Here is a 13,165-nt window from a genome sequence, read left to right as displayed (position 1 = left end):
CAATCTCGTGTCGAGCGGGAAAGGTACCGGCGGCACCGTGCAAAGGCGGGGCCAAGGGACCTAAACCTGCACAATCAAAACATAACCTGATCGACCTGCTTTTGCCAGATCTATCGGCAACCGCTGGTAGAACAGGGCCGCCTATGGCCAATCGCGGTGATGGTTGTAGTGGGCCTCGGTCAGGCCGTTCCTGAAGAAGCGCTCATAATAGTCGATATCGACATGGTGGACCTGCAGCCAGACGCCGGGAACGTGGATTGCGTCGCAATGGGCGGGAAACCTGCCATGGGTTTCGTAGATGTAGGTACAGATATCCTCAACACACGCGATGACGTCGGAACTATAGACCGCAGCTTCCGATAGATAGCGCTCGCCGTAGTCGCCCTTGTAGATTTGGGCAAACAGGGCCTTGTCGGTGTAAAACCCGCCCTTGTCGGCAAACTTGTCGCGCACGACCGTTTGAACAGCCTCGGCCATCGAATCATAGTATGGCGGTGACATGCCCTTGATAAGATGCTCGCCCTTATAGGTGAGGCCGATCGGATTGCTCCTGAGGTTCGAATAGCGCGGCAGCGGCACGTGCCAGCGCAGAAGATCCATGATCCGCCACTTCGGCGTGACCACATCGAAGCCCAGCATGGGTCCATAGTCGGTGGTGAATTTCGGGTCACCCACCAGCACGGGCGGACTGATCGAAGCATGGATCCAGGCGCCGAGCCCCATGGCATCGGCGATAAGGAAGAGATTCTGCAAGATAAGGTCAGCTTCAATCTGGGTACGTAGCGAGCCGATGGCGCCGAGCGGCACCTTCAGATCCTTGTTGAGAAAACCCTTCTCGATCCACCGCTTCACCCCGGCGGACCTGTAAAAGTTCCGATCATCGACGATCGCGGGCCGCGCGCCATCGGGCTGGGTCAGGATGTACATCATGCCGTTGATATATTGCCGCGATAGGTCAACCACCGGAAAAAGGATCGTTGTTCCGGGCAGGTTCGACAAAAAGCGGTTGGAGTCGAGATAAGCTGGAAAATCGCGCTTGCCGTTCGGCACATCGAGGCGGCGGTCGAGTATCTTCACCTTGGCCTGATTGGCGCGCTCAAGCAGAAGCTCGATACTGAACGGCGCATTGCCATCCGTTGGCGGTGGCAGTTTGCGCAGAAAATAAGTTCCCGTATCGTTGATCATGAAGAAGTGCGTGCCCTGGGCATTGTCAGGACTGCCGGCCGTTCGCCCGGCCATGTTGAGGTTGGGCTTGGCCATGATCGGCTTTCGGGTCGCCGGATCCTCAAACGGCCGGTCCGGCATGGTAAGCCCGGTGCAGCCGGTCATGGCAATGAGGATCGCCTCCTCCAGTTCCGATAGTGGCTCGCGCGGCTTGTCCGATTCGTAGCTCATTGTGCCGGCAAGCACCGAACTTCCCTGGCTGACCCGATGGGTGCGGCGCCGCCAGATCGTCTCGACAAGCGGGCGTTTCAAAAGGGCGTCGAGTCCCCGGTGCCCGGTGGATGGTGCAGCAGTATCGGCGGGACGTGTATCGCTCACGGCGCAGCTCCTGTCATTGAGGGCATTGCGCTGTTCGGCAAGATCGGGCGCCAGGGCGCAAAGGCGCTTCCCGTACGCGGAAGGACAGAGCCAAGTTCCGGGCAATGGCGCAGGATAACGCTCGTCATGCCATTATTCGCGATCCAGTCGATGCCGAATGGAGAATAAACTTCCGGCCTGAAATCGACGGTGAGGAAGCGGTCGCTCTGGAGCCGGCGCGAGGCCATCAGGATGAAGATGCGAAATGCCGTGTCGCTAAATCCGAAGCCGGCGGGCGCCGGTTCAGCAAAGAGGCCGACGACCGTGTCAACGCGGTCGATACTGCCATAGATCTGCTTCAGCAGGGCAATATCGGCGGGATTTGTCGTCAATTCCTCAAAGCTTTTCAGCCGCGGCCGGTGCAGGCCGGTGCGGAAGTCATTAAAGCGCGGCACGCCCCGCCGCCGGGTCCGGACAAGGTCAACAACCGAAAGGTCAATGATCTCGTTATCCCGTTCGAGCGCCAGCAGTGAACGGGGATAGTTGTGCAAAGTGATTGCGCCGGGATGGGCGATCCCGAACGAATAGAGCGTGTTGCGCAGCCCGAACGAGCGCATGGCGTCGTCGGCGGAAGCGGCCTGGATGTCGAGGAACCCTCGTTCCGCAATCTTGCTGCCGTTTGTATGGTTGTAGAAACAATAATCATCGGGCAGGAGCGGATGCAGGCGATAGACGGTGACGAAGTCCTCCGTCAGGCAATAGGGCGCGCCGTGATGATCCGGCAGCGTCTTCGGAATGCCGGTCAGCGCATGGGCGTCGAGCAACCAGATGCCGAGCTTGGTGAGCCAGTCCTTTGCGGGCGGGCCGTTCCAATTGCTTGAAAGACCGACATCGATGGCCTTGGTGGCGAGGATCGCCGGCGTCCACTCGACGGTATGGATTTTAGCGATCAGGGCCGAGACAATCAGGCGCGCCGTCTGATAGACGCGCTCATCATCCCAGTTACGGTATCGCGCCCGAAGCTCGTCGCACAAAAGATTGTGTTCGCGCGCAAACAGCGTGTGGAGCGCACTGAGCCCCAGCCACCAGCTTTCGTTAAAGCCCGTCACCTCCATGCCGCGAAGATCGACCGGCAGGTGCCCGTTGACGAGTTTGAGCTTTGGCCCATCGCGCAAGAGATTGGCTGACTTGCTGTCCGGCCCGTAGACTTCCGAACCATCCCACCACTGCGAGGCATTATTGCCGAAATAGATTGGCGGATGGCCGTCACCCTGGTCGCGCCCGGCGATGTTGCTGGCGATGCGCATCACGTCCTCTCTTGGCCCGCCAACGCTGCTTTGCCAGGTCATGCCCTTGGGAAGCGGCACGATGACGTCGTCCTTGCCGAGCGGATTGCGGGCATGATTGACCCAGTCATGCACCTGAAACTGGATCCAGGCGGCCGCAAGGATATTCAGCGAGCGGGCAGGAATGAACGTGTCGCGATGCAGGAGTTCGCGCGCCACTTCAACGGGATTGGGACTGTCAAACTGATGAGGTTCATAGACGGGCTTCAGATTGCGCCCGAATGCAGAGCCGATGGATCCCATCTTTGGCTGCGACAGATCGTTGAACGTTCCGTCATAGGTGCGCGCCTGACGCACGGTCTCATCCACCGTTGGCGGCGGAACCGGCCGGGCTGTCGGGGGCGCTTCGTAGATCTCCGTGTCGATAAGGTTCTTCTTGCGCAACGCGTAGCGGAACGCATCAAGGTTGAGCAGGCTCAACCGCAACGACAGCTTGTGCCATTCGATGAATCGGTTGGCGACGAGAAAGCCCTGGCGCGCGAGTGCGCCAAGGACGCGGTTGCGCAGCGGCGTTTCCGTTCGCCAGCGATAGACATGGCGATGTGCGGAACTCGCATCATAGACCGACTTGCGTGCACGGTTGAGATTGCCGAGCGGCCGGAACGCGTCGGTCGTATTCCAGGGATTAAAGGCCAGTTCGTCAATGACCCTGGCATTGGTAAGCGCCTCGGCGATGCCGCAATTGGGCTTGGTGATGGTAAGGTCGGCGACCTTGATCGGACGGGACACCGTTTCCAGCCACTCGACCGCCGTATCTTCGATGGGCGTCAAAGTCGCATCGACATAAGGCTGAACGCAAAGCTCAAAACGGACATCGCCGCGGTCAAGGCGGCGTGCAAACTCGTTTGAAAGGTAGGCGGGATCCTTGTCGGAAGGTTCGGGAGCGGACGGCGCATCAGAGGCGGGGCGCAGGAGGAAGCGCACGGCAAGCGTATCACCCCAGCGGATCGCACCGCGGCTCCAATAGGTTTCGAGCGCAACACTTGAAACCTTGCGTTTGCGGGCAGTCGTAACGTTGCGCAGCATCCGGACGACCTCGGAAAGCCCGAACTTGACGAGAAGCCGCACCAGTCCGGAGACCTTGTTGAATATGCCGCCCGCCGTTGCCTTGGCAAAAGCGACGAACTGTTCGGCATTGCGTGCGTGCGAGACCGGAAAATTCGTCGCAAGCAGGTCATGGAATTCGTCGTCCGATACTTTCACCCGCAACGCGACGCCGCGCATATCAGGTTTATAGTCAGGCTGGCCATATCCGTTGGCATTCGAAAACCGGACGATGGTCGTAAAAGATGCGCCCGGTTGCGCGAACCCTGCCTGAAACTCTTCGGGAAGATCGTCCACAAAAGTCAGCTTCGCATCAATGGCGCTAAAGACTGCCTTGCTGTGAAACGCGCGTTGTATGGCTGGCGCCTTGCTGACCTTCTTCGCCTTGACCTGGACATCCATCATGTCCTGGGCGAGGCGCTCGAACACCAGCCGCTCAGCCTCCTCACTGCCTTGATATTCCTCACGCCACATCGACATTGTTTGTTCCCCTGCGCAGCATGCACCTTCAGAAATTTGTGACTTCGTCCACCTTCAATGCGAGCGAACCCTGTCGCCCAGACGTTCAACCAGCCCGGCCAGCGTTCCCTCGGGCGACGAGCTATATTTCGGCAGCTCCATGCGCGAGATATGCGCGTCGATGAGAACCGGTTTATTGAGGGCAAGGGCGTTGACGAATGCGGATTCGAACTCGCTCACGGTTTCGACACGAAATCCTTGTGCGCCGCAGGCCCTGGCGTAGGCGACGTAGTCGGGATTTTCGAATTCAACGAGCCCGGATTCACCGTAGGTCGCAAGCTGGTAGATCTTGATGAGCTTGAACTGATTGTCGTTGAAAATGATCCAGATCACCGGCAGGTCATACTGAACCGCGGTCAAAAGCTCGAAGCCGGACAAGAGGTAGCATCCGTCGCCGCAACCGACGATGACCGTTCGGTCCGGATGGGCACATTTGACGCCAAGTGCCCCATTGACGCTGCCGGCCATGGGCCCGAATCCGCCAGGCTTGCGAAAGCGCTGGTGTGATTTGAGTTCAAGATAGTAGCCGAGCCAGGCAAGATGCGCGCCGGCATCGGCGAGGACGATGGCATTGTCAGGAAGCCGCCTCGACACCGCCTGTGCGAGTTGGCCTGGATGAATCCTGCCCACCACATCGTGGATCCTGTCCGATTGGTAGTCGTAGCGGGTAAAGGAGCGTTCGGGCAGCGGCTCTAGCACGGCGGACATCCGCTCAAGCAGCGCGGTTACTGCAAGCGCAGCGTCCCCTATGATCGCGGCATCGGCCTTGTAGACCTTGTCCACTTCGCCCGGGTCAATGTTGATGTGAATGAGTTTCTTGCCCTTGAGCAGGTCCTTGCGGAAATTGAACGTTGCGTGCTGGGCAAAGGAGTTGCCGATGGCAAGGATGACCTCCGCCGTCTTGAAAGCCTCCCGCGCTGCCTTGTGGCCGCTGTCGCAGAAAACACCGATCGCGAGCGGGTGGCTCTCGTCGATGATCCCTTTGCCGTCGAGCGTGGTCACGAACGGAATCTGGTAGCGTTCGATGAGGCGAACCAGCGGCTCGCCTGCCTCGCTCAGGACCGCGCCAAATCCGATGAGGGCGAGCACTTTCCTGCCCTTTGAAAGTGCCGCAACGAGGACGTCCGAGACCTCCTTTACCCTCTCGGGTTCAGGCAGAACCGGCCTTGTGTGCAGATTGACGTCGCGGTAGTTGTCGACGGATACGCCCCGGTGGGTCAGATTTTCCGGAACGTGGATGTGGACGGGGCCCGGACGGCCGTCAAAGGCGACGTTCACGGCTTCCTCCAAGACATCGCAAGCCTTGGCCGCATCATCGAGGAGGAAGGACTTCTTTGTCGTCGCCACGAACATCGCATGGGAGTCAGGCGTTCGGCTGAGGCCCGACGTCTCGTTCAATGCACCCTTGCCTTTCCAATCGAGTGACGCGTAACCCGAGATCGCAAGGATCGGATAGGAGTCCGACATGGCGACCGCGAGACCTGAAAACAGGTTGAATGCGCCCGGGCCTGCTGTCGCAAAGCAGACGCCAAGGCGGCGTGAATACATGGCATAGCCGCATGCCATGAACGCGGCTGCCTGTTCGTGGCGGGTAATGACCGGCTTGATCGTCCTGGAGTGTTTCAGCGCGAGCATCAGTCCGGCCGCATTCTCGCCGGCGCCGCCAAACGCTGCGCCGACGCCAACCCCCTCCAGACCCTTTACTATCGCCTCGTAGATCCTCATTGCGAGTGCTCTCCGGTTGCGCGGGACTGTTTTCCGCACAACAAATACTCACCAGCGAGGCGCACGCCCCGTTCCAGAGTGATGGCTTTACATTACAGATCGTATTTCCGGCAGAACTTGTCTTACTCGACTGTCAATAAATGCTGTCTTTTATCGAACAGAAACCCTCCGAATATCATAGCATTCTTTGAATGACTTGCAATCTCTTCGGATGAACTTCGGCGTTTCTCACCCATAGGGATTAGATCAAAATCCGCAAGGCTCCACAGCTTTCATCAAGGCGGCGCGTCAGCCTCGCGATTCTGCTCACGTACAATGTGGGCGAGTATCGCCGTGCGCATGGAAAGCGGAATATTGAGAAGCTTAAGCGCCGAGGAGAGCTCCGCCTCCCACTCCGGCGAGGGGACTAGCGGCTTGGCAAAGTCATCGCTGCCGGCAAGCAAACCGCGCGTTGCGTGGAAGCCGAGCGACCGATAGGCCTCGAATTGCTCCTCGCTGAAAAACTGGTCGACCGTGGTCTCATGCGGAAAGGCCGGATTGTGTCGCTTGTAGTCGAGAATATAATCGTTCTCGTCGCCGCTCAGCGAGGCCTTGATGTAAATGAGGATGCCTTGCCCGTCATCGTAACGGATCAACCCGATTGCCGCATGCGGCCCACACGAGCCGGGCAGGCCAGCGGGGCCATAGAGCGCTGTGGACGTGACGCCGATTGCACGCGCCTGGAGTGACTGCCACGGCAGTTCGATCCGGATGCCCAGATCGATACGCGCCATCACTTCAAGATTGACCAGCGCCGAAAATGTCATGTTCGGATCCGCTTCTGCATCGACAGCTATGATGACCTTGCAGCGGCGGCGCAATAGTTCGTAAATGCCGAGATTCTCAATGTGCCCGCCATCCGTCAGATAGACGTTAAGGCGCTTTTCGTTGAGTTTTCCGAGCGTCTCCATGGCAAAGAACCAGCTGCCGAGTTTTGCCAGCCAGCGGTTTCGCCATGAGTGAAAATCGTCAAGCCGCGCCGGATTTGCCAGCCAGTAGCCAAGGCGAATGTTGAGGAGAGCCAGGCTGAAGGTCAGGACCTTGATGGTGTTGCGGCCCATATTCGCCGATGCGGCAGCGCCAGAGACGGCCATTGCCGTCGCCAGGCTGAAATCGGGCACGACGGCCTCCATTCGCGTCGTCGCAACGTACCCCGTCCACCAGCTGCCGACATGCAACGGACTGAAAATGAAGGTGTCGCCATTGCGTCCGCGTTTGTTGAGTTCCTCGGACGCTTCGAGATTGATTGCGGTATTCGTCAACAGATAAGGGGAATAGGCGGCCGCCGGCAACCAGGCGCCCGTCGCCTCGGCACGGGGTTTGAGCGATGAAAACTTCCAGGTATCGACCTTGCTCGGCGCCTTGCGCTTGCCGATCTGCGCCCGTTCGAACAGGAAGGCGCGGCTCAGGCGGTCGCGATAGAGTTTGTGCAATGAATTGGCGTTGGGCCCGATGAAGAGGGTAATGCCGATCAACACGGCGGCGACGATGAGATAGATGGCCAGCGCGCTGAAATCACACAAGGTTAGCCATCGCAACCAGGGGGCAATGTTCGGGTCGCAGCGGTTGGCGGCATAGTTCTGGATCGCCCAATAACTGAGGCCGATATAGGTTACCCAAAGTAAAAGGGGCACGATGATCGCGGCAAGGTAAAGGACAATGCGGCTTGCATGTTTCTTAAGCGTCGCCGTCCAAGTCGCCTCCCCGACCGAAGCCTTTGCGACATTGGCAAGCTTCTGCGACACGGCAACAAGAACGGTCGCAAGGGATGTAAGGAGCGCAAACAGCCGGGAAAGCCAGGTCATGTCCATATTCAAGCGTCCTCCTGCAGCGGACATGATTTTAGCGAGGATCGCGGGTTGGGCCTGAAATACCGCTGCAACCAAAACGAGAATCAGCACCAGGCCAATGCCCTGCCCGAGGATCTCCCGCGATCGCAGTGTGCCGGGCCGGAAGGAAACGTAGATGGCGCTTGCAACCATGAGGACAGCAGCGATGCCGGCGAGTACGAGCGTCAAGGTAAAAGACCGTTGAAGGTCGGGTCGCGGATAGAGGGCAACGGTGAGTGCTGCAAGGAGCAGCAAGACCGGCAATACGATGACGGCATTGACGAGGACGCCGCGCAGCACCAGCGCAAAGCTGACGAGATAGTCGATGATGCCATTGGCTGTGAGAAAGTTCGAGTAATCACGCAGATGCTGGGTCTCGGGCGACTCCTGTTCATCAAGCCTGCTGTCGAATGGAAAGGTTCCGTTCTCCTGCATCAATCCGGCAACGAGAGAGGTGCCGATGTAACCGCCGCCCGATACTGCAGACACATAGTCGATCGCATCGATGACCCTCGGCTCATCGTGCTTTGACAGGGAATCGAGCCCCTGCAGAACGCCCAGCGAAAGGGATGCCGAGCGTATGCCGCCGCCCGACAGCGCAAGGCCGATCAGATTGCTGCCGGGGATGGTGCGCGTGGTTTCGCGCCCGGGAACCTCGCTCTTTGCGAGGGCAGCGTCGATGCGCGGGCTGATGAAATGCGGATTTTCTTCGAATGGTGCTTCCACATCGGGAAGAAACAGGTCAGTACTGCCCCGGCGAGTGAGCGCCCTTGCGCGTGCGACCGCGCCATCCTGAATGGTGCGTCGGCGGTAATTTACAACATCGAGTTCGTTCCGGAAGATATCAAAGAACGAAAGCACCAATTCACGCCTCCGACTTCATTCAAGATGTCAGATCACATTGTGCAAGGCAGCATATCGAAGTTCCCGGTTCCCATCCTAGAACCTTTCCAGCTCAAATAGAAGTGGCCCTGTTCCAAGGCCCCCGCCCCAAGGGACGCCTGTTTATGGCAAAACACTCTTAACCTTTGCGCCGTATAGGACGGGTATGCGGCAAACTGTGCTTTTTTTATCTGCGACAATCGCCTTGTTGGTCATTTTTGCCGGCTGCGCGACGGCCCCGAGCCGGATCAACGATGTGTGCGCCGTATTCGAGCAGAAGGATGGCTGGTTCGACAACTGGTATGGTGCGGCCAGCAAGACGGAACGGGAATATGGGGTGCCGGTGCCAATCCTTATGGCGACCATCCGCAAGGAATCGGGCTATGATGCCTATTCGCGTCCGCCCCGCACCAGGCTCCTCGGTTTCATTCCCTGGAAACGACCGTCCAGCGCCTATGGATACTCCCAGGCCCTCGATGGCACGTGGGCCCGCTACAAGCGCGAAACCGGCAAGTTTACCGCCGACAGGAACAATTTCTCCGACGCCGTGAATTTCGTTGGCTGGTATCACAGCCAGAGCCACGAGATGAACGGCATTGAACTCAATGATGCCTATCACCTCTATCTTGCCTACTATTTCGGCCACAGTGCCTTTGCCCGCGGCGACTGGAAAAACAATGCGGGCATGCAAAAGGTCGCGCGCAATACGGCCGAGATGGCCTATAGCTACGGCACGCAGATGCAGGCGTGCGGCCAGCAGTAAAGCTGAACTATAGTCGCTCGAGCTCGGCAGCGGCAGCTTTTGCTGCCTTTGGCGGCGTGCATTTTATCTTGACGTACTCGTTCGGGGACCGCCCGACGATGGCGGTTCGGGCGACGTAGGCCTGGCCCTGCAATCCGCACATCATCGGATTGCTTGCCTGGGGGCCGACGATCACGTCGAGCGCCGTGTTCGTCTGGCATTGGGCCGGTGAAAGGCTGGTCGCGCAGATCAGGATCACGATTTGGAGCATTGCTATCACCCTCAGCAACGAATGGTCCTCCCAAAGAAAGACAGTAGCTCATTTTTGTTGCATTGCAACAAAATTGTGCAGCGCACACAACGAGCACTGAACCTTAGCGACATTAACTGTATTTTCCTGCTTTCCATGCTAGCTTCCTCGCATGACCGATGTTCGCAACATGCGCCTGCACACGAGGCCCTATCAGTCAGCCGACAGCGCCGAGGCGAATCGCTGGAGCTTTGCGCTGGAATCGGCTGGGCTCGGGGTCTGGGATTCCAATCTCGTCACCGGCCAATGCTACTACTCATCGACCTGGAAAAAGATGCTTGGTTACCGGGAGGATGAGCTCGGCGACAGCGGCGATCTTTGGCTGACACTTATTCACCCGGCCGACAAACAGCGTGCCATTGAAAGCGGTCAGCGGCATGTCGCCGGCGAAATTCCGCAGATCGAAACGGAGTTCCGGCTGCGCCACAAGGACGGGCACTGGATCTGGGTGCTGGACCGCGGCCGGGTCGTCGAATGGGATGCCGATGGAAAGCCGACGCGCATGATCGGCGTGCAGACCGATATCACCGACCAAAAGAACGCGGAACATCAACTCGCGCTGCTCAATGAACGCGTTGAGCTTGCCCTTGATGCGGGTCAGGTTGGCCTGTGGCATTTCAACATCGAAACAGAAACGGTGCTCTGGGACCGGCGGATGCGCGAAATATTCGGTATTGGGCCGGGTACTGAGGAGGTGCCCCGCGCCACATGGCACCAGCTCCTGCATCCCGAAGATGCTGCGATCGCTGAACGGGCCGTCGAGGCAACCTACAAGACCGGCGTTCCAATGAAGACCAGTTATCGCATCGTCAAGCCGGACGGCGAAGTGCGGCATGTATACGCTCTGGCACGCCTCGTTGTGCGCGAGGGCATGCCAGCGATGCTGATGGGCAGCATCTGGGATATTACCGAACAGGTTCAAAGCGCCGAAGCGCTGGCGCGCGAGAAGGATCTTTATCGCGTCACGCTCCAATCGATCGGCGATGCGGTGCTCACGACCAACGTCGATGACATCATCACATTTGCAAATCCGGCTGCTGAACGATTGCTGCTGCGCTCCGCTGCCGAGTTGATCGGGTCACCCGTAAGCGATGCGCTTCATCTTGTCGACGAAGCGAGCGGACACGTTCTGACGTCATCGACCATGCGGGCGATGGAAGCCAGATCGACCGTGGACCGCGTTGAATATGCCGTGGTCGAGCGCAGCGATGGTGAGCGCCGGTCGATACGCGACCTCGCATCCCCCATCTTCAACCCGGCTGGCGCCGTGACGGGTTCGGTTCTCGTCGTCCAGGACATCACCAATGCGCGCAACTTGCAGCGCGAACTGTCCTATGCTGCAACGCACGACACATTGACCGGCCTTCTCAATCGCCGGGCATTTGAAGAGACGACAGCCTCGATCCTTGCCGGGCCGGATCGGAGGCACGCGCTGCTCTATATCGACCTCGATCGTTTCAAGATGGTCAATGACACGCTCGGCCATGCGGCCGGCGATGCGCTGCTGAAGATGGCAACGGCGAGCATGAACGATACGCTTCCAGAGAATGCGATCATCGGCCGGCTGGGCGGTGATGAGTTCGCTGCGCTGCTGCCGTCGGCAGATCCGCAGGATATCACAAAAATTGCCGAGCGCCTGATCGAGGAAATCCGCAAGGTGCGCCTCGAATGGGACGGCAAGCTGCAGGAGATCGGCGCGAGCGTCGGCATTGCTTTTCTCGACGATTCCAATCTCACGCTCAATGAGGCCATCGCCCGGGCGGATGCTGCCTGCTACGCTGCCAAGGCTGAGGGCCGCAACCGGACAACGATCTACGATGAAAACACCGGCGCGGCCCGGGAAAATCTGGCAAGCATCCAAGCCGCATCCGGCATTCTCGAAGCGCTGTCGGAGGGACGGCTGGAGATTTACGGCCAGGAGGTCCGCAAGATTTCCGACACGACCGACACCACGGTCTACATTGAAATACTTTCGCGCATGCGCGCGCGTGACGGCACGCTGATCGCCCCGACTGAATTCATACCGGCCGCCGAGCGCTTTGGTCTGATGGGCATGGTCGACCGCTGGATTATCGAACACACATTGGAAGAGTATGGCGCGCCTCTGATGGCCAGGGACAATGTCGCCATTGCACTTAACCTTTCAGCCAATACGATCAGTGACCCGACGTTATGGTCGTTCATCAAGTTGACCATGGAGCGAACGAACGTCTCCCCCGCGCGCCTTATCTTCGAGATTACCGAGACAACTGCTGTCAATAACTACGAAGCAGCCGAGAGTTTCGTCAAGAACGCCCGCGCTGCCGGCTGCCGTATCAGCCTCGACGATTTTGGCGCGGGCCTGAGTTCTTTCGGCTACTTGCACCACTTCGAAGTCGACAGCATCAAGATCGATGGCGCCTTCATCGAAAAACTATCCAATAGCCGGCTTAACCAGGCCGTAGTCAGATCGATGGGCGGTGTCGCGCGTGAACTGGGCGTTGACGTCGTTGCGGAACATATCGAGGATGCCGGCGCAGTCGGCATCTTGCGCTCGCTCGGCATCGGCTATGGCCAGGGCTTTTTGTTCCATCGTCCGCAGCCGCTCGGCAGCTTGCTGCAAAAGCGCGATTTGAGCGAGGCCAAACCCTAGAGGGTTTCACGTCCGATAGATGATTATCCATCAAATGGCGACGCCTGACGCGGATGGCCGAGTGGCAACCCCACTGCCCGGGCGACACTGCGTCATCGTCTTCGGGCTTGGGCTATCGCCTTCCTTGGGCGCCGAACTGATTGATGATTTCGCCAACGATATCATCTGCCGTTTCAAATTGATCCGTATCGAGGATCTTGCAGCCGTGTTCGCGGACAAGTTGCGTCGTCTTCTGGTCAAACAGGATGGTCCTTTCGAGGAAGCTCGAAATCATGGCGCGGCTTCGCGCGTCGGCATTCTGGTAACCGCTGCTCTCATGGATGCGCGCGCGCAACGTTTCGGGACTTGCAGTCAACCAGACGGCTCCCAATTCCTTGAGACGATGACCAGCAGCGATGAAGGGCCAAAGGGCCGAACCTTCCAGAACGGTGCGATCATCGCTGGCGCCCCTCAGAATCGACCAGATAAATTCCGCAACGAGGGGCGACATGCGTCTGTGGTGGAGGATGACCGACTCCAATAGTTCGTCGGCTTTTAAATTGAGGTAATGTTGCGAAACGTCGTCGGGCACCTTTG

At 58.6% G+C, this 13,165-nt stretch carries 8 protein-coding genes; 2 read left to right on the top strand and 6 right to left on the bottom strand.

Annotated features, from left to right (window positions below):
* Positions 1 to 141 precede the first annotated feature (141 nt).
* From AAAB35_RS15675 to AAAB35_RS15660, 4 genes are all read right to left on the bottom strand, one after another.
* A complete protein-coding gene (locus tag AAAB35_RS15675; protein ID WP_340669217.1) occupies positions 142 to 1,542 on the bottom strand; it encodes a hypothetical protein in 1,401 nt (466 codons plus the stop codon).
* A complete protein-coding gene (locus AAAB35_RS15670; RefSeq protein ID WP_340669216.1) occupies positions 1,539 to 4,391 on the bottom strand; it encodes a peroxidase family protein in 2,853 nt (950 codons plus the stop codon). Before AAAB35_RS15670 ends, AAAB35_RS15675 begins: the two co-directional genes overlap by 4 nt.
* Before the next feature lie 54 nt (positions 4,392 to 4,445).
* Positions 4,446 to 6,155 (bottom strand): thiamine pyrophosphate-binding protein, encoded by a 1,710-nt coding sequence (locus AAAB35_RS15665; protein WP_340669215.1) that lies wholly within the window; start codon positions 6,153 to 6,155, stop codon positions 4,446 to 4,448.
* 275 nt (positions 6,156 to 6,430) lie between these two features.
* On the bottom strand, positions 6,431 to 8,884 hold the full coding sequence (locus AAAB35_RS15660) for a patatin-like phospholipase family protein (RefSeq protein WP_340669214.1): 2,454 nt from the start codon (positions 8,882 to 8,884) through the stop codon (positions 6,431 to 6,433).
* A 199-nt stretch (positions 8,885 to 9,083) separates the two neighbouring features.
* On the opposite strand from AAAB35_RS15660, the gene AAAB35_RS15655 reads away from it, so the two are divergent.
* Positions 9,084 to 9,668: a hypothetical protein gene (locus AAAB35_RS15655; RefSeq protein WP_340669213.1), complete on the top strand. Its 585-nt coding sequence runs from the start codon at positions 9,084 to 9,086 to the stop codon at positions 9,666 to 9,668.
* 7 nt (positions 9,669 to 9,675) lie between these two features.
* On the opposite strand, the gene AAAB35_RS15650 is transcribed toward AAAB35_RS15655, so the two are convergent.
* The gene (locus AAAB35_RS15650) at positions 9,676 to 9,918 is read right to left on the bottom strand and encodes a hypothetical protein (RefSeq protein WP_340669212.1); all 243 of its coding nucleotides are present in this window, start codon (positions 9,916 to 9,918) and stop codon (positions 9,676 to 9,678) included.
* A 151-nt stretch (positions 9,919 to 10,069) separates the two neighbouring features.
* Between AAAB35_RS15650 and AAAB35_RS15645 the strand changes: the two genes are divergently transcribed.
* The gene (locus AAAB35_RS15645; RefSeq protein WP_340669211.1) at positions 10,070 to 12,589 is read left to right on the top strand and encodes an EAL domain-containing protein; all 2,520 of its coding nucleotides are present in this window, start codon (positions 10,070 to 10,072) and stop codon (positions 12,587 to 12,589) included.
* A gap of 112 nt (positions 12,590 to 12,701) precedes the next feature.
* Here AAAB35_RS15645 and AAAB35_RS15640 read toward each other — a convergent pair.
* A partial coding sequence (locus AAAB35_RS15640) for a hypothetical protein (protein ID WP_340669210.1) occupies positions 12,702 to 13,165 on the bottom strand: 464 nt, incomplete at its 5' end.

This window comes from Phyllobacterium sp. (assembly GCF_037994425.1).
Classification (GTDB): domain Bacteria; phylum Pseudomonadota; class Alphaproteobacteria; order Rhizobiales; family Rhizobiaceae; genus Phyllobacterium.
The sequence above is the reverse complement of the archived record's forward strand: the minus strand, read 5'-3'. Positions and strand labels throughout refer to the sequence as shown.